This window comes from Nocardioides sp. NPDC092400 (assembly GCF_040684155.1).
In the GTDB taxonomy this organism is placed as follows: Bacteria; Actinomycetota; Actinomycetes; order Propionibacteriales; family Nocardioidaceae; genus Nocardioides.
Window position 1 is genome coordinate 44,092 of the sequence record NZ_JBFBFJ010000003.1, and the last position, 22,139, is coordinate 66,230.

The 22,139-nt window shown below is 73.8% G+C and carries 17 protein-coding genes and 1 tRNA gene; 13 read left to right on the plus strand and 5 right to left on the minus strand.

The genetic code is table 11. The features are described from left to right. Positions 1 to 47 precede the first annotated feature (47 nt). Positions 48 to 1,268, minus strand: coding sequence for a C39 family peptidase (locus AB0N29_RS11975; protein WP_302268205.1), 1,221 nt, complete (start codon positions 1,266 to 1,268; stop codon positions 48 to 50). Positions 1,269 to 1,365: 97 nt separating this feature from the next. Here AB0N29_RS11975 and cysS point away from each other — a divergent pair, with 97 nt between their 5' ends. The 3 genes from cysS to AB0N29_RS11990 are packed head-to-tail and all read left to right on the plus strand — an operon-like array spanning position 1,366 to position 5,350. Continuing rightward, positions 1,366 to 2,796 (plus strand): cysteine--tRNA ligase, encoded by a 1,431-nt coding sequence (cysS, locus tag AB0N29_RS11980; protein WP_302268204.1) that lies wholly within the window; start codon positions 1,366 to 1,368, stop codon positions 2,794 to 2,796. Further along, the gene (rlmB, locus tag AB0N29_RS11985) at positions 2,796 to 3,752 is read left to right on the plus strand and encodes a 23S rRNA (guanosine(2251)-2'-O)-methyltransferase RlmB (protein WP_302268203.1); all 957 of its coding nucleotides are present in this window, start codon (positions 2,796 to 2,798) and stop codon (positions 3,750 to 3,752) included. The genes cysS and rlmB overlap by 1 nt, the downstream gene beginning before the upstream one ends. Positions 3,753 to 3,763: 11 nt before the next feature. After that, the gene (locus AB0N29_RS11990; RefSeq protein ID WP_364866977.1) at positions 3,764 to 5,350 is read left to right on the plus strand and encodes a metallophosphoesterase; all 1,587 of its coding nucleotides are present in this window, start codon (positions 3,764 to 3,766) and stop codon (positions 5,348 to 5,350) included. Here the strand turns inward: AB0N29_RS11990 and AB0N29_RS11995 are convergent. Then, on the minus strand, positions 5,347 to 6,564 hold the full coding sequence (locus AB0N29_RS11995) for a GNAT family N-acetyltransferase (protein ID WP_364866979.1): 1,218 nt from the start codon (positions 6,562 to 6,564) through the stop codon (positions 5,347 to 5,349). The two genes, AB0N29_RS11990 and AB0N29_RS11995, sit on opposite strands and share 4 nt — an antisense overlap. Before the next feature lie 43 nt (positions 6,565 to 6,607). On the opposite strand from AB0N29_RS11995, the gene AB0N29_RS12000 reads away from it, so the two are divergent. Beyond that, positions 6,608 to 7,768, plus strand: a complete 1,161-nt coding sequence (locus AB0N29_RS12000; protein WP_302268200.1) for an acyl-CoA dehydrogenase family protein — start codon at positions 6,608 to 6,610, stop codon at positions 7,766 to 7,768. A gap of 18 nt (positions 7,769 to 7,786) precedes the next feature. Here the strand turns inward: AB0N29_RS12000 and AB0N29_RS12005 are convergent, their stop codons facing one another. Next, entirely contained in the window at positions 7,787 to 9,205 is a 1,419-nt protein-coding gene (locus AB0N29_RS12005) for a DHA2 family efflux MFS transporter permease subunit (protein ID WP_364866982.1), read from the minus strand. A 75-nt stretch (positions 9,206 to 9,280) separates the two neighbouring features. Between AB0N29_RS12005 and AB0N29_RS12010 the strand changes: the two genes are divergently transcribed. The 7 genes from AB0N29_RS12010 to AB0N29_RS12040 all read left to right on the plus strand — a co-directional run bounded on the left by AB0N29_RS12010 (position 9,281) and on the right by AB0N29_RS12040 (position 17,859). Further along, positions 9,281 to 9,898 (plus strand): TetR/AcrR family transcriptional regulator, encoded by a 618-nt coding sequence (locus AB0N29_RS12010; protein ID WP_364866984.1) that lies wholly within the window; start codon positions 9,281 to 9,283, stop codon positions 9,896 to 9,898. 195 nt (positions 9,899 to 10,093) lie between these two features. After that, positions 10,094 to 11,581 carry an ABC transporter substrate-binding protein gene (locus tag AB0N29_RS12015; protein ID WP_364866986.1) on the plus strand — a complete coding sequence of 496 codons (1,488 nt, stop codon included), beginning with the start codon at positions 10,094 to 10,096 and terminating at the stop codon, positions 11,579 to 11,581. A gap of 203 nt (positions 11,582 to 11,784) precedes the next feature. Continuing rightward, a complete protein-coding gene (locus AB0N29_RS12020) occupies positions 11,785 to 13,755 on the plus strand; it encodes an ABC transporter permease (RefSeq protein WP_364866988.1) in 1,971 nt (656 codons plus the stop codon). Continuing rightward, a complete protein-coding gene (locus AB0N29_RS12025) occupies positions 13,748 to 14,668 on the plus strand; it encodes an ABC transporter ATP-binding protein (protein WP_364866990.1) in 921 nt (306 codons plus the stop codon). Before AB0N29_RS12020 ends, AB0N29_RS12025 begins: the two co-directional genes overlap by 8 nt. Next, positions 14,665 to 15,372 (plus strand): ABC transporter ATP-binding protein, encoded by a 708-nt coding sequence (locus tag AB0N29_RS12030; RefSeq protein WP_302268194.1) that lies wholly within the window; start codon positions 14,665 to 14,667, stop codon positions 15,370 to 15,372. The genes AB0N29_RS12025 and AB0N29_RS12030 overlap by 4 nt, the downstream gene beginning before the upstream one ends. Then, a complete protein-coding gene (locus AB0N29_RS12035) occupies positions 15,369 to 17,174 on the plus strand; it encodes a choice-of-anchor P family protein (protein WP_364866993.1) in 1,806 nt (601 codons plus the stop codon). Before AB0N29_RS12030 ends, AB0N29_RS12035 begins: the two co-directional genes overlap by 4 nt. A gap of 91 nt (positions 17,175 to 17,265) precedes the next feature. Then, the gene (locus tag AB0N29_RS12040; RefSeq protein ID WP_364866995.1) at positions 17,266 to 17,859 is read left to right on the plus strand and encodes a hypothetical protein; all 594 of its coding nucleotides are present in this window, start codon (positions 17,266 to 17,268) and stop codon (positions 17,857 to 17,859) included. A 40-nt stretch (positions 17,860 to 17,899) separates the two neighbouring features. Here AB0N29_RS12040 and AB0N29_RS12045 read toward each other — a convergent pair whose 3' ends face one another. Further along, the gene (locus AB0N29_RS12045; protein ID WP_302268190.1) at positions 17,900 to 19,117 is read right to left on the minus strand and encodes a DUF4032 domain-containing protein; all 1,218 of its coding nucleotides are present in this window, start codon (positions 19,115 to 19,117) and stop codon (positions 17,900 to 17,902) included. 10 nt (positions 19,118 to 19,127) lie between these two features. Then, positions 19,128 to 20,978 carry a glycoside hydrolase family 13 protein gene (locus AB0N29_RS12050; RefSeq protein WP_364866997.1) on the minus strand — a complete coding sequence of 617 codons (1,851 nt, stop codon included), beginning with the start codon at positions 20,976 to 20,978 and terminating at the stop codon, positions 19,128 to 19,130. Between the two features lie 89 nt (positions 20,979 to 21,067). Here AB0N29_RS12050 and AB0N29_RS12055 point away from each other — a divergent pair, with 89 nt between their 5' ends. Both AB0N29_RS12055 and AB0N29_RS12060 read left to right on the plus strand, forming a co-directional pair. Further along, entirely contained in the window at positions 21,068 to 21,820 is a 753-nt protein-coding gene (locus AB0N29_RS12055; RefSeq protein WP_364866999.1) for an SDR family oxidoreductase, read from the plus strand. Between the two features lie 67 nt (positions 21,821 to 21,887). Continuing rightward, positions 21,888 to 21,960, plus strand: a tRNA-Thr gene (locus AB0N29_RS12060). Positions 21,961 to 22,139 lie beyond the last annotated feature (179 nt).

Here is a 22,139-nt window from a genome sequence, read left to right on the forward strand (position 1 = left end):
GAGCTCCCGACCCGCGCCGGGGCCCGCTGGTCGACCAGCGGCGTGGGCTACCAGGTGCCGTTGGACGGCGGGAGCGGGTGGGCGTCGTCGTGGATGACGTAGGCCAGCCCGCCGGAGGTCGGCAGCCAGGCGTCCTCGAACTCACCGCGGTCGTAGGTGCGCCGCACGCCGCTGTTGCGCGGGGCGGCCGGGTCGTTGACGACGACGTCGCCGGTGGAGGTGAAGCCCACGACGACCAGCAGGTGGCCGTTGGTCGCGGAGATCGGTGCGCCGGAGAGCTCGCCGCGGCCGAAGGACACCGAGGTCACGACCGGAATGCCGGCCTTGACGAGCCGCTCGGCCTCGCGCAGCGAGCGCAGCCGGGTGACGAACGCGTGACCGGCCAGCGGGGCGGCGTACGCGGTGTTGAAGGGCCAGTTGCCGGTGCCGCGGTACGCCGCGTCGTACGTCATCCGCGCGGCGTGGTCGACCCAGGGGTCGGTGTGGCCCGAGCCGACCCAGGCGCGGTCGGCGGCCGGCGGCAGCGCGTCGTAGTAGCCGAGGACCATCGAGGTCGACGTCGGGGAGCACCACGCCTCGCCGCCGCCGCCCCACTGCGGGGAGTGGCCCTGGTGGATCATCTGGCTGTAGCGCGGCACGTCGAGCACCACGCCGCGGGCGACCCCCGGCTTGGACGTCGCGACGTCGCCCGAGGGCAGCCGGGAGGCGACCGCTCCGACGGTGTCGACGACGGCCGCGGCCGCGGTGCCGCTGCGCCGCGCCAGCGAGACGCGCAGCTGGTAGGACGCCAGGCCGCGGGGGGCCTTCCAGGTGTCGACGGCGACGTCGGCGAGGTCGTCGCCCTGCCCGCCGACGCTCGTCCGCTTCGTGTAGCCGTCACCGGAGGTCCACCGGCCCAGCACGTCCCAGCTCGACTGCCCACCGCCGGCGGCGCGACCTCGCACGGCGACCTCGATCCAGCTGTCGCCGGTCGTGGTGGCCGACCAGGAGCCGATCAGCTCGGTGAGCGCGAACCCCGGCTTGGTCCACGGCGAGAACCACCGGCCGACGTCGTATGCCGTGCCGCCCTGCGTGCGCCTGCCGGCGGCGGCCTTGGTCTGCACGAGCGTGCCCCGCGTGACGCGCGTCCCCTCCAGCCGGCCGCTGCGCAGCTCGGCGGGGGAGTCCCACTGGGTGTAGGAGATCGGTCGCGCCGGTGCCGCCGAGGCCGCCGTGGGCACGAGCGGGAGGAAGGCGCAGGTCAGGAGGAGGGGGAGGAGCCGCCGCATGGGCTCCACGGTAGGTCACATCCGCCCCACGAGTCACAGGAACAGCGGGGCGCCCGAGGATGCGGGCCGCACCCCGCCCCGTCCCTAGACTGGAGGGGTGACCCTGAGGCTCTACGACACCGCGACGCGCGAGGTGCGCGACTTCGTCCCCCTGGAGGAGGGGAGGGCGAGCGTGTACGTCTGCGGCCTCACAGTGCAGTCCGAGCCGCACGTCGGGCACGTCCGCTCGGGGGTCAACTTCGACGTCCTGCAGCGCTGGCTGCGGCACAGCGGCTACGACGTCACGTTCATCCGCAACGTCACCGACATCGACGACAAGATCCTCGGCAAGGCCGCCGGCCTCGGCCGCCCGTGGTACGCCCACGCCGCGATCATGAAGCGCGAGCTCGACGCCGCGTACGCCGCGCTGAACGTCGCGCCGCCGACCTACGAGCCCGCGGCCACCGGCCACGTGCCGGAGATGGTCGAGCTGATCGAGGCGCTCATCGAGCGCGGTCACGCCTACGCCGCCGAGGACGGCTCCGGCGACGTCTACTTCGACGTCCGCTCCTGGCCGGCGTACGGCGAGCTGACCTCCCAGCGCATCGACGACATGGAGGCCGCGGAGGACGCCGACCCCCGCGGGAAGCGCGACGCCCGCGACTTCGCGCTGTGGAAGGGCCGCAAGGACTCCGAGCCGCTCACCGCGTCCTGGCCGAGCCCCTGGGGCCGCGGTCGGCCCGGCTGGCACATCGAGTGCTCGGCGATGGCCGGGAAGTACCTCGGCAGCGCCTTCGACATCCACGGCGGCGGCGTCGACCTGCGCTTCCCCCACCACGAGAACGAGCAGGCGCAGTCCCGCGCGGCGGGGCACCCGTTCGCGTCGTACTGGATGCACAACGCCTGGATCACCACCGCCGGCGAGAAGATGAGCAAGTCGCTGGGCAACAGCCTGACCATCCCGTCGGTGCTCCAGCGGTTCCGCGGCATCGAGCTGCGCTTCTACCTCGTCGCCGCGCACTACCGCTCGCACGTCGAGTTCAGCTTCGAGGCGCTCGAGGAGTCCGCCGCCGGGTTCCGCCGGGTCGAGGGCTTCCTCGACCGGGTCGGCGCGGACACCGGGGCGGCGCAGGACGGCGCGCTGCCGCAGGCCTTCGCCGACGCGATGGACGACGACCTCGGCACGCCCGCCGCCGTCGCCGTGCTGTACGACGCCGTCCGCGAGGGCAACCGGCTGCTGCAGGCCGGCGACGCCGCGGGCGCACGCGGCCAGGCCGCCGCGGTGCGCGCCATGCTCGACGTGCTGGGCCTCGACCCGGCCGACCCCGCCTGGGGCGGCGCCTCCGGTGCCTCCGACAAGGCCGACGCACTGACCACCGCCGTGGACGTCCTCGTCCGCGGCCTCCTCGACCAGCGGGCCCAGGCCCGTGCGGCGAAGGACTTCGCCACCGCCGACGCGATCCGGGACCGGATCAAGGCCGCCGGCATCGAGGTCGAGGACACCCCCGACGGCCCGCGATGGTCGCTAGATGCAGGGAGCATCGTCTGATGCCAGGGAACAGCCAGCGCAAGGGCGCCATCCGCAAGGGCGGCAAGGGCGCCACGGTCGGCTCCGGCGGCCGCGTCAAGCGCGGCCTCGAGGGCAAGGGACCGACGCCGAAGGCGAAGGACCGGCCCTACCACAAGGCCTACAAGGACGCGCAGCGCAACGAGCGCCGCGGCGCTCCTGCCCGCCCGCGCAAGAAGTCCAGCAGCGACATCGAGTGGATCGCCGGCCGCAACGCGGTCGTCGAGGCGCTGCGCGAGGGCGTGCCGATCACGGCCGTCCACGTCGCCGAGGGCGCCGAGCGCGACGGCCGGCTGCGCGAGGCCTTCCGCCTCGCCTCGGAGAAGGGCATCGGCCTGCTCGAGGTGCCCCGCGGCGAGCTCGACCGGATCACCAGCGGCGCGGTCCACCAGGGCCTGGTCGCGAAGATCCCGGCCTACGAGTACGCCCACCCCGACGACCTCCTGGACGCCGCGGAGGCGAACCAGGAGAAGCCGCTGATCGTCGTGCTCGACCAGATCACCGACCCGCGCAACCTCGGCGCGATCGTCCGCTCCTCGGCCGGCTTCGGCGCCCACGGCGTGGTCATCCCCGAGCGGCGTGCGGCGAGCATGACCGCTGCCGCCTGGAAGACCAGCGCGGGTGCCGCGGCCCGGATCCCGGTCGCCCAGACCGTCAACCTGGTCCGGCAGCTCAAGGCCTACCAGGACGCCGGCTGCATGGTCGTCGGCCTCGCCGCCGACGGCGACGTCACGCTCCCCGAGCTCGCCGGGCCTGACGGCCTCGCCGACGGTCCCCTCGTGATCGTGGTGGGCGCCGAGGGCGGCGGCCTGTCCCGGCTGGTCCAGGAGACCTGCGACCAGGTCGTCTCGATCCCGATGGCCAACACGCTGGAGTCCCTGAACGCCGGCGTGGCCGCCTCGGTCGCGCTCTACGCGGTCGCGCAGGCGCGCGCCTGAGGCTCCCCCGAGTGCCGTCCGGCGTGCGCCCCGGCCGCGTCCTGGCCACCACCGTGGCGGTGGTGGTCTGGGCGGTGCTCGCCGTCGGGATCGGCACGACGCTCTTCCTCGCCGACTCCCGGACCGTGTCGGTGGCCAGCCACGACGCGGTGGTCCGCCCGACCCTGGACGGCGAGGTCGTGGTGCGCACCGGGCCGGTGCTGCCCGACCTGCGCCTGCGCTCCGGGTCCCGCATCGGCGTCGACGTCCGCCTCGGCAAGACCGAGGCCCGCACCACCGACGAGCTGGTCCAGCGCTACGCCTACATCGGCAGCCAGCCCGACGGCCCCCGGGCCAAGGTCGAGCGCGTCGTGGTCGAGATGGCCCGCGACGCGGCCCTGCGTGGGGCCGTGCTCGCGCTCGTCCCCCTGCTCGTCTGGGCGGCGGTCGGCCGCGACCGCCGGCGCCAGCTGCTGCGGGCCGGCCGGTCGTGGCGCGGGGCGGTCACGGTGCTCGTCGTGGCGGGTCTGGTCGTGGTCCTGGTCGAGCCCTGGCGCGGCGAGGACCCGCAGGTCGACGACGACCGCGACTGGGTCTCGCTCGAGCAGTGGCTCGGCGCCGCCGTGCCGCTGCCCGAGGAGGTGGCGGGCCTGGAGGTGCGCGGCGACGTCACCACCGACCAGACCCGGCGGCTCGTCGAGAGCGCGGTGGACACCTACACCAAGAGCAAGGAGTGGTACGCCGCGGCGGCCGAGGACGCCGCCGGGCTCGGGCTCCGCCAGCCGGCCGAGGACGAGACGGTCGCGCTGCTCGTCTCCGACCGCCACGACAACATCGGCATGGACGCCGTCGCCCGCGCGATCGGCGACGCCGCCGGTGCGACCACGGTCCTCGACGCCGGCGACGACACCTCGACCGGCAAGGCCTGGGAGGCGTTCTCGCTCGACTCGGTGACCGCGGCCTTCGACGACCTCGACCGCTGGGGCGTCGCGGGCAACCACGACAACGGCCCCTTCGTGCGCGACTACCTCGCCGACCGCGGCTGGCGGATGCTCGACGGCGAGGTCGTCGAGGGGCCGGGCGGGTCGCCGCTCATCGGCATCGACGACCCCCGCTCCAGCGGCCTCGGCGCCTGGCGCGACGAGACCGGCCTGTCCTTCACCGAGGTCGGCGAGCGTCTCGCCGACGAGGTCTGCGAGGCCGACGAGCGGATCGCCACCGTGCTGGTCCACGACGCCAACCTGGGCCGGGAGGTCCTGGACCGGGGCTGCGCCGACCTCGTCGTCGGCGGCCACCTGCACGTCGCCAGCGGGCCGACCCAGGTGATCGGCGAGAACGGCGAGGTGGGGCACACCTTCACCACCGGCACGACCGGCGGGGCGGCGTACGCCATCGCGATCGGCTCGAAGATCCGCCGCACCGCCTCGGTCACCCTGATCACCTACCGCGACGAGCGTCCGGTCGGGCTGCAGGAGGTCGACCTGCTGACCAACGGCGTCTTCGAGGTCGGGGACTACACCGAGCTGTCCTACGAGCCCGAGCCGGCCGGCGAGACCGGCCTGCCGCCGGTCACCCCCGCCCCCGGGCCGTCGGCCCTGCCCGAGACCGAGGGCCCCTAGAAGTAGTCGCGCACGTGCACCGGCCGGCCGTGCAGCAGCAGGTCGAGCACCCGGTCGTCGTCGCGGCGGCCGGACAGGTGGCCGGCGAGGCGCAGGTTGGCGCTGTCCTGCGTCCCGGCGAAGGCCAGCGCCAGCCCCTGGGTGGTGTACGTCGCCGCGTCGGGCGGCACGTCGGCCCGCTCGCACCGGGAGACGCCGTCCTCGACGACCAGCCGGTAGCCGCCGTCGGCCACGCCGAGGACGTCGCCGGCGACCCGGAGCTGCGCGGTCCACGAGCCGGGGGCGAGCCGCAGGCCGGTGAGCGCCCGGGCGGGGTCGTGGACCCGCAGCATGTACGGGCGGTGCACGACCCGGCGCCCGGTGGAGGTGGGCAGGACCAGGCGGGCGGTGTCCGCCCCGGAGGTGGTCAGCCGGACGGTGGGAGCGACGGCGGAGAAGGACCCCAGCACCCGCCACAGCGCGCGGTGGGCGTCCGCGGTCAGCCCGACCAGGTCGGGCACCGTGATCCGGGCGTGCTCGTCGTAGCCGGTGCCGCGGTCCCACCGCGCGAAGCCGACGACCCGGCCGTCGGCGTCCTCGGCGAGCGTGGTGGCGGTGACCTGCTCGAGCCAGGCGGCGTCGGGGGCGCCGAAGCCGGCTCCCCGCCGGGTGAGCGGGCCGTTCTGCGCGGCGGCCCACGCGTCGTACGCCTCGCGGACCGCGGGCACGTCGGCGACGGTGGCGCGCCGGACCGTGGTGCCCTCCGCGGGGCGGACCAGGCCCAGGTCGGCGGTGACCAGGTCGACCTCGTCGAGGGCGCACACGACCTCGTAGCCGAGCCGGCGGTAGATGCCGGGCGCGGTCGGGTAGAGCGTGCTCAGCGGCTCCCCCCGCTCGGAGGCATCCCTGAGCAGCGCGCGGAACAGCTCGAGCAGCAGCCCCTCGCCGCGGTGCTCCGCGGCGACCGTGACGTCGGCGACGCCGCAGGTCGGCACCCGCGTGCCGTGCCACCACGACCCGAGCTCCAGCCCGACGGCGCGGGCGAGCAGCCGGTCGCCGGCGAACCTCCCCCAGGAGTGCCGACCGCCCGCCGGGGAGGTGTCCTCGGCGGGCGGCGCCGGCTGGCCCGGCGGGTCCGCCCCGAACCCCTCCTCGCCGAGCCGCCGGGACTGCTCCCGGTCCTCGGCGGTGAGCCGCCGGGTGGCGCGTCGGGCATCGCTGCTCGTGCGGTCCATGCCCGGGAACCTACGTCCCGGCAGTCGACCTAGGGTGGGGACCATGCCGACGAACGTGGAGAGGCTCCTGCCGGGCGAGGACGCCGAGGCGCTGCTGGACCTGGCCGGGTCGATCGCCCGGGAGAAGCTGGCGCCCCAGGTCGCGGAGATGGAGGAGCGGGCGGAGTTCCCCGCCGAGGCGTACGCCGTGCTCGGCCGCGCGGGACTGCTCAGCCTGCCCTTCCCCGAGTCCTACGGCGGGGGCGAGCAGCCCTACGAGGTCTACCTGCAGGTGATCGAGGAGATCGCCGCCGCCTGGCCCAGCGTGGGCGTCGGCGCGAGCGTGCACTCGCTCACCGCGACCGTGGTGGCGGCCAACGCGACCGAGCAGCAGCGGGCCGAGTGGCTGCCGCGGATGCTCTCCGGCGACTGGCTCGGCGCCTACTGTCTCTCCGAGCCGCAGGCCGGCTCCGACGTGAGCGGCATCGCCACCAAGGCGGTCCGCGAGGGCTCCGCCGAGGACGGCGAGTACGTCGTCACCGGCACCAAGCAGTGGATCAGCAACGGCTCGCACGCCGACTACTACATCCTCTTCGCCCGCACCGGCGAGGACCCCAAGCGCGGGCTGTCCGCCTTCATCCTCCCCGGCGACACCCCCGGCGTGACGTTCGGTGCGCCCGAGAAGAAGCTCGGCCTGCACTGCGACGTCACCACCCAGGTGATCCTCGACGGGGCCCGCATCCCCGCCGCCCACCGCGTGGGGGAGGAGGGCGCCGGCATGAGGGTCGCCCTCTCCGCGCTCGACGCCGGCCGGCTCGGCATCGCCGCCGTCGCCACCGGCATCGCCCAGGCGGCGCTCGACCACGCGGTCGCCTACGCGCGCGAGCGGCGGCAGTTCGGCCGGGCCATCGGGGAGTTCCAGGGACTGCAGTTCCTGCTCGCCGACATGGGAGCGGAGGTCGAGCGCGCCCGCGCGACGTACCTCCACGCCGCTCGGCTCAAGGACGCCGGCCGCCCGTTCTCCCGCCAGGCGAGCATCGCGAAGCTGACCGCCAGCGACGCGGCCATGCGGGTGACCACCGACGCCGTCCAGGTCCTCGGGGGCAACGGCTACACCCGCGACTACCCGGTCGAGCGGCTGTTCCGCGACGCCAAGATCACCCAGATCTTCGAGGGCACCAACCAGATCCAGCGGATGGTCATCGGTCGCGACCTGCTGCGCTGAGGCCGCCGCGGGCGACCCTCAGGCCCGCCGCCGGCCGGGCGCGAACGCCGCGGCCACCAGGGCGACGGCGACGGCCCCGGCACCGGTGAGCAGCGCCGGTCCGACCGCCCCGTCGTAGCCGGTCGGGGTGATCGCGCCGCCGTGGGCGAGGAAGACCGCGGTGAGCAGCGCGATGCCGAGCGCCACCCCGAACTCCCGGATCGTGGAGTTCGCCGAGCTGGCGACGGCGAAGTCGTCGTCGGGGAGCCCGTCGAGCACGGCTGTGGCGCTCGGGGCGAAGGTGAGCCCCATGCCGATGCCGGCCATGGCCAGCGGCACGACGAACGAGGAGTACGCAGCCCCGTCCTCGGTCAGCCACGCGAACCACAGCAGGGCGCCGGCCTGGAGCGCCAGCCCGGTCATCAGCAGCGGGCGCAGCCCGGTGCGGGAGGCCAGGGCGCCGGCCAGCGGGGCGACCACCATCGGGGCGGCCGTCCACGGCAGCGTGCGGAGGCCCGCCTCGAACGGGCTGTGGCCCTGGACGACCTGGAGGTACTGGGAGAGCAGGAAGACCGCTCCGAAGATGCCGAGGGTGAAGGTCAGGCCGATGACGTTGGCCACCGAGAAGCCGCGCGAGGCGAAGAGCCGCAGGGGCAGCACGGCGTCGGCGCGGCGGCGGGCCCACGCGACGTACGCCGGGACCAGCACCGCGGCGCCGACCAGCGAGCCGAGCACGCCGGCGCTCGACCACCCGTCGTCGTTGCCGTGCACGATGCCCCAGATGCCGAGGAACACCGCGCCGCCGAGCAGCAGGGTGCCGACCGGGTCCAGGCGGTTCCAGGTGCCGCGGGACTCCGGGACGGCGAGGAGCAGCAGCGGCAGGGCGACGACGGCGACCGGCACGTTGAGCCAGAAGATCGCCTGCCAGCTCACCCCCTCCACCACCGCGCCCCCGACGACCGGCCCGAGCGCCACGCCGAGACCCGAGACGCCGCCCCAGATGCCGATGGCGGCGGCCCGGCGGGCGGGCGGCACCGACGAGGCCAGCAGCGTCAGCGACAGCGGCATGATCGCCGCGGCGCCGAGCCCCTGGACGGCCCGCGCCGCGATGAGCGCCTCGGAGGTGGTGGACAGCGCGGCGGCGATGGAGGCGGCCGTGAAGAGCACCAGCCCGCCCACCATCGTGCGGCGGCGGCCCCACCGGTCCCCGAGGGTCGCGGCGGTCAGCATGAAGGTCGCGAAGCTGAGCGTGTAGGCGTTCAGGAACCACGACAGCTGCCCGACGCTGGCGCCCAGGTCGGCCTGGACGACCGGGAGGGCGGTGGTCATCACCAGGTTGTCGAGGGTCGCCATGAACATCGGGAGCGAGGCGGCAAGCACGGCCAGCGCGACCGGTCGGCGCCGCGGGGGCCGCCCCGTGGGGAGCCGGTCAGCGGTCGGCAGGAGGGTGGTGGACATGGCTGCTCCTAGGTAGGCATCGGATGATTACAACGTAGGTAATCGACTGATAACCTGTCAACCATGGTGGTCCGGATGAGTGCCGACGCCCGACGCGCGCTGCTGCTGGAGGCGGGTGCGCGGGCCTTCGCCCGTGCCGGGTTTCACGGCACGACCACGGACGCGATCGCCAAGGAGGCCGGCGTCTCCCAGCCGTACGTCGTACGGATGTTCGGCACGAAGCTCGAGCTGTTCCTCGAGGTCTTCGAGGCGGCCGGCGAGCGGGTCCGGGCGGCGTTCGCCGCCGTCCTCGACGAGGGCCCGTTCGACCCCGAGCTCGATGCGGACTGGGAGCGGCTCGGAGCCGCGTACGCCGACCTGATGGGGGTCGACGACACCCTCCAGGTGCTGATGCACGGCTTCTCCGCGGGCTCCGTCGAGGAGATCGGCGCCGTCGGCCGGCGCTGCATGGACCGGATCTACGCGACGATCCTGGCGACCGGCTGCACCGACGAGCAGGCGCGCGACTTCGTGGCGCACGGCATGCTCCTCAACGTCATGATGTCGCTCCGTGCCGGCGACCACCTCGAGGACGGCGGGGCGCTGCGCGCGCTGACCGTCTGCACGTTCGGCGACGCCCTGGCGCTGGTCTCGGGGGACGCGGGCGTCCCCGACGGCGGCGCTGCGGGGCCGTCGCTGTCGCGGGGCCGCTGATCTCCTCAGGGAGAACCGGCACCTCTCAGGGGTTGCAACGGCCGAGGAGTGCCGGAATCCCCGGGGGGCCGGGGATTCCGGCAGGCCCGGACCGGACAACCCACATCCCGCCGGACGAAACGTGTGGGCGCCGTCACCTTTCGGTGATCGCCTCGTTCAGGAACTAGTACCTGTTCTAGTTCCTGTGGAGGACCCGTGCCCAGCCTTCGACGTCACCGACCCGGATCGGTCGCCCTCGGCGTCCTCGCCGGAGCGCTCACCCTCACCCTCGCCGCGTGCGGCTCGCAGCTCGACCCGAACCAGGTGGTCGGGGCGGGCGGCGTCGCCGCGGGTGCCGAGGGCGGCGTGGTCGCCGGTGGCGACGTCCCGGGCGCCGCGACGGGCGACACGGGCGCCGGGGGCGACCTCGGCGGCAGCACCGGCTCGACGGGCGGCTCGACCGGGAGCACGACCGGCGGGTCGGGGGCGACCGGGTCCACGGGAGGCGGTGGCGGCGACGCCGCCCAGCCGGGCGGCGAGAACGCCGCGGACGGCGGCACCCAGGCCGGCTCGTGCGACGGCTTCAAGAACCAGACCGGCATCGACGACAAGACGATCACCATCGGCAACGCCTCGGACATCTCCGGTCCGGTGCCGGGCATCTTCGAGTCCAGCCAGGACGCGGTCAAGGCGTACGTCGCGTACTTCAACGCCTCCACCGACATCTGCGGCCGCAAGCTCGCGCTGAAGTCCTACGACAGCCGCACCGACGCGGCCGCCGACCAGCAGGCCTACTCCGACGGCTGCGAGAACGTCTTCGCGATGATCGGCTCGATGTCGGCCTTCGACTCCGGCGGCGCGTCCGCGGCCCAGGGCTGCGGGCTCCCCGACATCCGCTCGGCGGCCGTGACCGGCGACCGCGCCGGCTGCAGCACCTGCTTCGGGGCGCAGTCGACGGTGGCCAACCAGTTCCAGAACGCCGTCCCGGACTACGTGAAGAAGAACTTCCCCGACGCCGCCGCGAACGCCGCCATGCTCTACATCAACGCCGGTGCCGCCTCGGAGAACGGCAAGATCCAGGCGGCCGCCATGTCCGAGCGGGGCATGAAGTTCTCGATGGTCCAGGGCATCGACATCGCGGAGTTCAACTACGCGCCCTACGTCCAGCAGATGAAGGACAAGGGCGTGAAGTACGTCCAGATGATCGCCCAGCCGGCGCAGTTCGTCCGGCTCGCCGACGCCATGCAGCAGCAGGGCTTCGAGCCCGACGTATTCATGATCGACCCCTCCGCCTACAACCGGGAGTACATCGAGAGCGGCGGCTCCGCGGTCGACGGCACGACGGTGTTCCTCAACTTCGTCCCGTTCGAGGAGGCCAGCAGCAACAAGGAGATGCAGACCTACGTCAGCTGGCTCAACCAGGTGAAGCCCGGTGCGGAGCCGACGTTCTTCGGGGTCTTCTCCTGGTCCGCCGCGCGGCTCTTCGTCGAGCGGGCGGTCGCCCTCGGCGGCAAGCTCAGCCGCGAGGCCCTCGTCAGGGACCTGGCGGGCGTCAAGGACTGGACCGCCAACGGCATGCACGCCCCGCAGCAGACCGGCCCCCGGCAGACCGGTGAATGCTGGCGCTTCATCGAGCTCAACGGCTCGAAGTGGGCCCCCGTCGGCGGGACCAAGTACACCTGCGCCGGCCTCACCACCCTCTGAGGACGCCCTCGGGAGCCGGTCCACACCGGTCCCCAGAATCTGTGACCCCCATCACCCAGCCGCTCCTCCCTCGTTGACCGGTACGCGACCCACTCCTCCGGAGGAACCATGTCGACCCAGCTGACCCACCGGACGTGGACGAAGGTCTCGCCCGGCGAGCACCTCTGCGGCTCGCTGACCGACACCGGCCTCGGAGGCTGACCATGAGCTCACTGATCTCCTTCACGATCCTCGGCCTGTTCACCGGTGCGGCGTACGCGATCGCGGCGTCCGGGCTGGTGCTGACCTACACCACGACCCGCGTCTTCAACCTCGCGCACGGCGCGTTCGGCATGGTGCTGGCGTTCGTCTTCTGGGACTTCTCCCAGCGGCAGGGGCTCAACCTGTTCCTGTCGCTGTTCCTCGTGCTCGGCGTGATCGCGCCGGCGATCGGCTGGGGCATCCAGCGCTTCGTCACCCGCGGCCTCGGCGAGGGGCCCGTGTCGGTCGCGCTCGTCGTCACGGTGGGGCTCTTCGTCGGCCTGATCGGACTGGCCCAGCAGGTCTGGCCGCCCGAGCCCCGGACGGTCCCGCCGTTCATGGCCTCCTCGGGCGTCCAGCTAGGCGAGACCTACGTGACCGCGCACCAGATCATCACGATCGTCATCTCGATCGGCGTCGCGCTGGCCCTCTACGCGCTGCTCAACCGGACCCGCATCGGCACCGCGATGCGCGCGTCGGTCGACAACCCCGAGCTGCTCAGGCTCTTCGGCGGCAAGCCCGACACCGTCGCGGCCCTGTCCTGGGCGATCGGCACCAGCCTCGCCGCGCTCGGCGGCATCCTGCTCTCGAGCGTGATCGGCCTGTCCTACTACGACCTGACGCTGCTGGTGATCAACGCCTACGCCGCGGCGATGCTCGGTCGGCTGAAGTCGCTGCCGCTGACCTTCGTCGGCGCGATGGGCCTGGGCATCCTGCAGTCGTTCGCGGTCGCCTACCTGCCCAGCGACGGCTTCCTCGCCGGGACGCGGGCAGTCGTGCCGGCGCTGTTCCTCTTCGTCGTGATCGTCGCGATGCCGCAGGCGCAGCTGCGCATCGGCCAGGTCAAGGGCATCGTGTCCGCGCCGCTGCCCTCGCTCACCGCCTCGTTCGGCTGGGGCGGGGGCCTGGTCGTGCTGGTGGCGCTGCTCGTGGGCGGCGGGATGTCGACGGCCAACCTGCTGCTGGTCGGCACGGCCGCGACGTACGCCATGGTCATGCTCAGCCTGGTGCTGCTCACGGGGTACGGCGGGCACGTCTCGCTGGCGCAGCTCACCTTCGCCGGCGTCGGTGCCCTCGCCTACGCCAAGCTCGAGCAGCCCAACCTCGCGGGGCTGTTCCTGGCCGCCGCGATCGCCGCGGGCGTGGGCGCGCTGGTGGCCCTGCCCGTGCTCCGGCTGACCGGGCTCTACCTCGCGCTCTCCACGCTGGCCTTCGGCGTGCTGATGGACAAGATGATCTTCCAGGCGGAGTTCGCCTTCGGCTTCAACGGCACCCTCGAGGCGGGCCGGCTCTCCATCCTGGGCACGGCGATCGAGTCCACCGGCGGCTACGTCGTGGTGATGACGCTCTTCCTCGTCCTGATGGGGATCGCCCTGCTGCTCCTGCGCCGTGGGCCGCTGGGGCGGGTGCTGATCGCGATGCGCGACAGCCCGGCCGCGTGCGGGACGCTCGGCCTGGACATGCGGTGGTTCCGCGTCGGCCTGTTCGGCCTCTCCGCCGGAATGGCCGGGCTGGCCGGTGCGCTCTTCGCGGGGTTGCGGGGCACCATCGGCGCGGCCGACTTCCAGTTCTTCAACAGCCTCCCGCTGCTGCTGCTGGCCGTCGTCTTCGGCGTCACCTCGGTGACCGGCGCGACGCTCGGCGGGATCGGCCTGATGCTGCTGCCGGTCATGCAGTCCAACAACCCCGGCATCGCCGGGCTGATCTTCGCGATCCTCGGCTTCGGGGCCGTGGCCCTCGGCCGCGACCCCAACGGCCTGGCCAACCTGCTCTTCCGCCTCGGTCGCCGGCTGCAGGGCCAGCTCGGTCCCCAGCTCCGCGACCGGCTGCCCGCCCTGCCCGGGCGGCGCGACGCCGAGGCGGAGGACGTCGAGCTCGTCGACCTCCTGCCCGAGACGCCCGACTCCACCGGGAAGGTGCCCGCCCATGCCTGAGCCGCGCAACCACCACGACGCCCCGCTCCTCGAGGTCGACCACGTGGTCGTCCAGTTCGGCGGCGTCACCGCCGTCAACGAGGCGGCGTTCGTGACCGACGCCGGGCAGGTGACCGGGCTGATCGGTCCCAACGGCGCCGGCAAGACCACGTGCTTCAACGTCATCTCCGGGCTGCAGAGGCCGACCCGCGGGAAGGTGCGCTTCCAGGGCCGCAACGTCACCGGGGCGCCGGTGCACCGACGGTCCAAGCGGGGGATGGGTCGCACCTTCCAGCGGCTCGAGGCGTTCGGGTCGCTGTCGGTGCGCGACAACGTGCGGGTGGCCTACGACATCCACCGCGGCCTGGCCGGCCTGGTCCGACCGGGCGCCAAGGACATCGACGCCCTGCTCGAGCGGGTCGGCATCTCGGCGTACGCCGACGAGCGGGCCGACTCCATCCCCACCGGCACCGCCCGGCTGCTCGAGCTGGCCCGGTGCCTGGCCGGCGACCCGAAGCTGCTGCTGCTCGACGAGCCGTCCTCGGGGCTGGACGAGTCCGAGACCGACGACTTCGGCGACCTGCTGCGCAACCTGGCCGCGGAGGGTCGCGGGATCCTCATGGTCGAGCACGACATGGACCTGGTGATGGGCGTCTGCGACACCATCCACGTGCTCGACTTCGGCTCGGTGATCGCCTCCGGCACGCCCGCCGAGGTCCGTCGCGACCCCGCGGTCCAGCGGGCCTACCTGGGCTACTCCGACGACGCCGCCGACGACGGACCGGGTGACGCGCAGGCCGTCCCGGCCGTCGAGCAGACCCGCACCGACCTCGTCCCGGTCGGCGCGGCCACCGACGCCACCACCGTCCTGCCCGCCGTCACCGCGCCGACCACTGCCCCGACCACTGCCCCGACCACTGAAGGTGTCCGATGAGCATCCCCATCCTCGAGGTCGTCGGCCTCCACGCGGCCTACGGCCGGATCGAGGTGCTGCGCGGCGTCGACCTCGCCGTTCCCAAGGGGGCGGTGATGGCACTGCTCGGGCCGAACGGCGCGGGGAAGTCGACGCTGGTCAAGGTCATCTCCGGGCAGAAGAAGCCGACGTCGGGCGACGTCCACCTCGGCGGCGTCAACGTCAGGGGCGCCGGCTCGGAGGAGCTGGCCCGGCTGGGCCTGTGCACGGTGCCCGAGGGGCGCTCGGTCTTCCCCAACCTCACCGTCGAGGAGAACCTCCGCCTGATGTCGTACGCCGGCGTGCCGGCCGGCGCGGTGCTCGACACGGCGTACTCCTACTTCCCGCGGCTGGCCGAGCGGCGCCACCAGCTCGCCGGGACGATGTCCGGCGGGGAGCAGCAGATGCTGGCCATGTCGCGGGCGCTCGCGAGCGACCCGGCGCTGCTGCTGCTCGACGAGCTGTCGATGGGGCTCGCGCCGCTGATCGTCGACGAGCTCTACGACACCGTCGCGCAGATCGCCGCCTCCGGCGTCTCCATCCTGTGCATCGAGCAGTTCGCCCGCACCGCCCTGCGGGTCTCCGACTACGCCGCCGTCATGTCCGGCGGCCGCATCGTGGCCTCCGGCGAACCCGCCGAGGTCCTCGACACCATGTCCGACGTCATCCTCGGAGGTGCCGCGTGAAGCGGACCGTCATGCCCCTGCTCGCCGCCGGTCTCACCGCCGCCGTGCTCCCGCTCGGCACCCCCACGGCCAGCGCCGGCGCGCCGGCGGAGGGGGAGGCCCTCGACTACGGCTACAGCGCCGAGGGCTCGGCGACGCCGCTGAAGCTCGAGATCTTCGAGCCGGTCATCCCGGTCCCGGCGACCCCCCAGCTCGAGCTGGACCTCGGCTACAGCCGCGTGCTGGCCGACTCCAGCGGCGGCAAGGGCCGAGCCAGCTACCTGTGGCCCGGCGACTCGATCGGCGAGGGCGCGAAGACCGTCATCGAGAACCTCGGCCTGCCCCCGGAGATCTCCGGGCCGCTCGCGGCCCAGGGCTACCCCGTCCAGGTGAACTCCGACCACCCGGCCGGCCCTGCGAGCGCGGTCCAGGAGCCGTTCCCCGGTGCGGTCTCGCGCACGACCGCGAAGCAGGGCGACGTCAGCGCCGCCTCCGGCTTCGCCAGCGACTGCGACGTCTTCGAGGCCGAGGACGGCGGCAGCGGCGCCGGCGAGGGCCCGCTCCCGGGCCTGCCCGGCCTGCCCGGCCTGCCGACCGGCGGCCTCGGCGGCCTCGGCGGCCTGCTGGGTGGGCTCACCGGAGGCCTGACCGGGGGACTGACCGGAGGGTCGAGCGGTGCCGGCGGAGCGGCCAGGTCCTCCGGCGACTCCGGCCTGCTGAGCGACTTCGGCGCCGCGATCACCGGTCGGTCGGCCGCCCCGCGGGCCGAGGGCGACGAGCCGGCCGAGTCCGCGGAGGCCGCCGAGGCCGCGGAGGAGCCGGCCACCTGCCAGATCCCCTCACCGCTCAGCGCGCTCGTCGACATCGGCGGGATGGTCTCGGCCAGCCGGTCGAAGGTCGAGCGGGGCTCGGTCACCACCACCACCCGCTCGGCGCTCGGCGAGGTGCGGCTGCTGGGCGGCATCGTCACGCTGTCCGGCTTCACCGCGAAGGCGGAGACCAGCACCGACGGCGCGAAGGAGAAGGCGTCCGGCAAGGCGCGGTACGGGACGATCTCGATCGCCGGGCAGGAGTTCTCCGTCGGCCCCGAGGGCTACGAGGCGGTCGGTCAGGCCGGGGCCATCCCGGGCCTCTCGGACAACCCGGCCAAGGCCCTCGAGCAGCTCGGCGTCTCCTTCTCCCTGCCCGAGCCGGAGCTCACGACGAAGGGCAAGGAGGCGAGCGCGTCGGTCGAGGCGCTGCGCGTCCAGGTCGACCTGGGGATCCTCAAGCCGGTGCTCTCCCAGATCCCGCTCGGCGACCTGCTCGCCCCGATCCCGTTCCCCGAGGAGGCGGCGATCCTCAAGAGCCTCCTCGGTGCCCTCACCCAGCTCTCGCCGCGCATCGTGCTGCACCTCGGCGTGGCCGAGAGCGAGACGGCCCGGGCCCCGAAGCTCGACGTCCCCGACGCCGAGCCGCCCGCCACCGACGACGGAGCCGAGGACGGTGCCGAGGACAGCAGCGGCGGCGGCTCCGGCGGCGCCGGGGGCACGGCCGGAGGCAGCACCGGCTCCGGCGCGACGGCCCCCTCGACCCCGAGCGACGTCGGCACGGCGTCCGGCGGCGACTCCGCGCCGGCCGACGGCGACCTCGTCGACGCCGCGCCCGTGGGCTCCGGCCTGCCCCCGCTGAACTCGATCCCCGGGGCCCTGCTCTTCGGTGGCATCGCGCTGGCGGCCGCCGCCGGCAGCTACCTGCGCAAGATCGGTGCCCTCGCCCTCGGAGCCGGCGGCGCCTGCCCGCACGGGCTCGACAGCGGCCTGCCCGACCTCCGCAAGGCCTGACCGGGCTGCCATCCCCGCACCAGCCGACCCGCCCGACCCCGTCCGACCCCGCCCGACCCCGCCCGCCCCGCCTGACCTGAGAGGCACGCAGATGACCACCGTGCAGAACACCGGCTCGATCCCCGCCTCGGGCGCCCGCATGGGCGCCGGCACCGGGGCGCTTCCCCGCGCCGGCCGGGGCGGCAGCGCCACGGGCGCCGCCCCGATGAAGAACAACAACTACCAGCTGCTCCAGGTGGTGCTCTTCTGGGCCGGCGCGATCCTGCTGCCGCTCGGCCTGGTGGTCATCGTGCTCGGTTGGTACGGCGCGGCGAACACGCCCTACCAGTACGACCAGCTGTCCTACCTCGTCTCCGGTGGCCTGCTCGGCCTCGGCCTGACGTTCGTCGGCGGGTTCCTCTACTTCGGGGCGTGGCTGGCGCGGATCGCCGACGACGGGCGCGAGTCCTCCAAGCGGCTCGCCGACACCCTGCTGGTGCTGGCCGACGTGACCTCGCGCTCGGCCGCCGTCAACGACCACGGCGTCGACACCTCCGCGCTGCCCGTGACCGCCGGCGAGGGGACCACCATCCACCGGCGCGACTGCGCGCTGGTCGCCCACCGCACCGACCTGCACCCGATCGGGGAGGCCGAGGCGCAGGGCCGCGTCGCCCAGCTCACCACCTGCCGGGTCTGCAAGCCCTGACGGCCTCGCCCGGGAGGCCCCGGGCGGGCCCGGCCCGGGCTCAGAGGTCGCCGGGGAGCGGCAGGACGGCCTCCTCCGGCTTCTCGACCAGGACGTGGTCGATGTAGTCGCGCGCGGTCTCGAACAGGTCGACCTCGTGGCCGGCCCGCTCGGAGAGGTACCACCGGTGCACCAGCACCTCGTGGAAGAACTCGGCCGGCTCCAGCTTCCCGCGGTGGGCCGGCGGGATCATCGCGACCAGCGGCTCCCAGACCCGGGTCAGCCACCGGTTGGCCACCAGGCTCCGGTCCTCGCGGCCCAGGTCGTGGTGGGCGGTGAACGAGGCGATGTCGTTGAGCAGCCGCCTGGCCTGGGCGTCCTCGACGTTCAGGCCGGTCAGCGCCTGGAGCTCGCGGCAGTGGTGGCCCAGCTCGACCACCTTGGGCTGGATCCGCACCTGGTCGCCGTCGAAGTCGGTGATGATGTCGAGCTCGTCGACGTCGAAGCCGAGGTCGTTGAGCCGCTCGATGCGCTGCTCGATGCGCCACATCTCAGCGCCGGAGAACTCCTCGACGTCGGTCAGCTCGGTCCACAGCGCGTCGTACCGCTCGCGGATGGAGTGCGCGATGTCGGCGGCCTCCGCGGACGCCTCGAGCGAGCCGCTGGCCTGCAGGTCGAGCAGCTCGGCGAAGACGTTCTCGGTGGCGATGGTCAGGTCGTACTCCCGCATCCGGTCCGAGAGCGTGGACCGCAGCTCGCCGGTCTCGGCGTCGACGAGGTACGCCGCGAAGCCGCCGGCGTTGCGCCGGAACAGCACGTTGGAGAGCGACACGTCGCCCCAGTAGAAGTCGGCCAGGTGCAGCCGCACGAGCAGCACCACCAGCGCGTCGACGAGCGAGGGCACGTTGTCGGCGTTGGCCCCGTGGGCGAAGAGGCTGCGGTAGGGGAGCGAGAAGCGCAGGTGCTCGGTCAGCAGCGCGGCCGGCAGCTCCTCGCCGTCGGCGCCGACCCGGCCGGTGACCACGCCCTGGGGCACCACCGCGGGCAGGCCCAGCCGCTGGAGGTCGCGCAGCAGGCGGTACTCGCGGAAGGCGATCTCCGCGACCGTCTCCTTGACGGCGTACGTGCACGACCCCTGCCGCACGATCCGCACGACGTGGCGCGAGAGACCGCGGGGGAGGGGGACGACGTAGCGCTCGTCCCACTCCTCCAGCGGCAGCGACCACGGCAGCTCGAGGAGCGCCGGGTCGGGGCGGTGGGCGACGACGTGGAGGGCCACGACGACGAGCCTAGACCCGCCAGACCCAGAGCCCCGGCGCGTCGGCGGCCGGCACGGTGACCGTGCCGTCGACGGCGGTGAGCGGTGCCGCCTCGCCCTCGGTCGCGAGCACCGGCGTGCCGTCGCCGAAGCCCATCAGCCCCGCGTCGAGCCCGACCGCGGGGCCGGCGGCGCGGCGGGCGCAGACCAGGACCGACCCGGTCGGGTGCTCGCGCAGGAAGACGAACGCGTCGTCGTCGACGTGGGCCCACCGCAGGCCGCCGCGGCGCAGGGCGTCGTGGTCGCGGCGGGCGGCCGACAGGGCGGCGTACGTCGCGAGCGTGGCGTGGTCCCAGTCCTCGCGGCGGTGCCACGGCATCGGGCGGCGCGAGTCCTCGCCGAGCACGCCCTCCAGCCCGATCTCGTCGCCGGCGAAGAGCATCGGCACGCCGGGGAGGGTGAACTGCAGGCCGGCCGCCACGCGGTGGACGGCGGCGGAGCCGGCGACGGTGCGGATCCGAGCGCTGTCGTGGGAGCCGAGGATGTTCCACGACTGGCTCGCCGCGCGCCAGCCGAAGCGGGCCAGCCACTCCCGGAAGGACCGCAGCACCAGCGGGCCGGGGCGCCGCGGCACCGGCAGCGGGCGCCCGAACGCCCGGGCCGGCGAGGCGGGGTCCCGCACCCAGGACCAGACCGGCCAGGAGAAGCCCGAGTAGTTCATCGTGCCGTGCCAGCCGTCGCCGTCCACGTCGCCGGAGGCGTCGTGGTTGTGCTCGCCGATCACCAGCGGGTCCGGCCGCTCGGCCTCCGCGGTGCGGCGCACGGCGCGGGCCACGTCGTGGTTGACGTCGACCGCGCCGAGCCGCCCGGTCATGTTCGCGACGTCGATGCGCCAGCCGTCGACGTCGAACGGCGGGCGCAGCCAGCGCGCGACCACGGAGTCGGGGCCCTCCACCATCGCCGCGCGCAGGTCGGGGTCGGCGAGGTTGAGCTTGGGCAGCGTGCCGTGGCCCATCCAGCACTCGTAGGAGCCGTCGTGGTTGAAGTAGTACCAGCCGCGGGTCGGCGACGCCGGGTCGCGCGAGGCGTCCCGGAACCACTCGTGGGTGTCGCCGGTGTGGTTGGTCGTCAGGTCACCGAGCAGCCGCCAGCCGCGCTCGTGCACGGCGGTGGACAGGCGCGCGTACGCCTCGTCGCCGCCGAGGAGCGGGTCCACGCCGTCGAAGGTGGAGGCGTTGTAGCGGTGGTTGCTCTCGCCCGGGAAGACCGGGGTCGTGTAGACCACCGAGACGCCGACCTGCTCGAGGTGGTCGAGGTGCTCGACGACCCCGTCCAGGTCCCCGCCGAAGAACTGGGTCGGCGTGCGCGGGTCGGAGCCTTCGAAGACCACCTCGTCGTCCCACTCCGCTGGGACGGCCCAGGCGGGCACCGGCCGCTCGTCGGCCGCCGCGGAGCGGGCGAAGCGGTCGGGGAAGACCTGGTAGACCACGCCGTCGCGACCCCAGTCCGGTGCGGAGGGGTAGGTCGAGACCCGGAAGTCGAAGGCGTCCGGCACGTCGTGGCGGTGCACCCCGGCCGCGGTCAGCCAGCGCTGGTCCTCCTCGGGCGTGCCGGCGCCGGTGCTCACCAGGAACCGGTAGTGCGCCACCGGGTTGTGGACCGGCAGCTCGCCCTCCCACCACACGGTGTGCTCGTCGCGCTCGACCGGCCCGCACGCGTGGTAGACCGGCTCCGCGTCGTACGTCGTGCGCAGCCAGACCTGGTCGACCGGGTCGCCGGTCCAGGTGCGCACCCGCACCTTGACCGTCCAGCCCAGCGTCGGCGCCTCGTGCTCGAGGTAGAGCGGGGACCCGTCGTGGTGCGGTTCGTGCAGCAGGCTCACGCGCACCAGGGTCGCCCGCCAGGCCGGGCCGGACCAAGTCGCGCCCGAGGTGCTGGTCGAACTAGAACGTGTTCCAGTACGGTCCGCGCATGACCTCCGCTCCCGCCTCCTCCGCCGCCCCGACCTCGGGCGGGCCCCGCGTCGTCGTCGTCACCGGGGCCGCCTCCGGCATCGGCCGCGCCACCGCCGAGCTCTTCCGCGACCAGGGGGCGACCGTCTTTGGCCTCGACGTCCAGGCCGGCGCGCCCGACGGCGTGACGTACGTCGAGTGCAACGTCGCCTCCCGCGAGTCCGTCGACGCGGCGATCGCGCAGTGCGCCAGCAACGGGCGGATCGACGTGCTGGCCAACGTGGCGGGGGTCGTGCAGTTCGGCCACTTCGACCAGATCACCGACGCGGAGTGGGACCGCGTCCACGCGATCGACCTCAAGGGTCCCTTCATGACCATCCAGGCCGCGCTGCCGCACCTGCGCGCCTGCGGCGGCAACATCGTGAACGTCAGCTCGGTGGCCGGCCGCATCCCGCAGCCCTACGCCGTGGCTTACGCCGCCGCGAAGGGCGGGCTGACCCAGCTGACCCGGTCGCTGGCGCTCGAGCTCTCCCCGGAGGGCATCCGGGTCAACGCCGTGTGCCCGGGCACGGTCGACACCCCGATCGTGTCGCACGTCGCCGGGATCATGCCCTCGGACATGGACCCCCGCGTCGCCGACCGCCTGATGATGATGCTGCCCGGCCCCGCGATCTCCCCGGCCGAGATCGGGGAGTCGATCGTCTACCTCGCCTCGCCCGCCGCCCGGATGATCACCGGCGCCGTCCTCGCCTTCGACGGCGGCATGGGCTGATCCCGGCTCGCGGCCGGGCGGCAACTAGCATGTGCCCGGCTGCTACGACCGGGCGTCGGGCGGCCGCGCCGGTGTAGCTCAGTTGGTAGAGCGCCTCTCTTGTAAAGAGGATGTCGCGGGTTCGACTCCTGTCACCGGCTCCCTGTGACGCCGCCTCGTGATGCCCGGCGCGCGCCGGGGCGCGCGCTCGGCATCACGAGGCGGTGGGTGTGGCGCTCTCACTCCAACGGGTGTGATCCACGCCGATCCGGGACGGACCGGCATGGGTCGTGGGAGCGCCGGGTATCGGCTCCTCAATCGATCCGGGGAGTGATTCCTT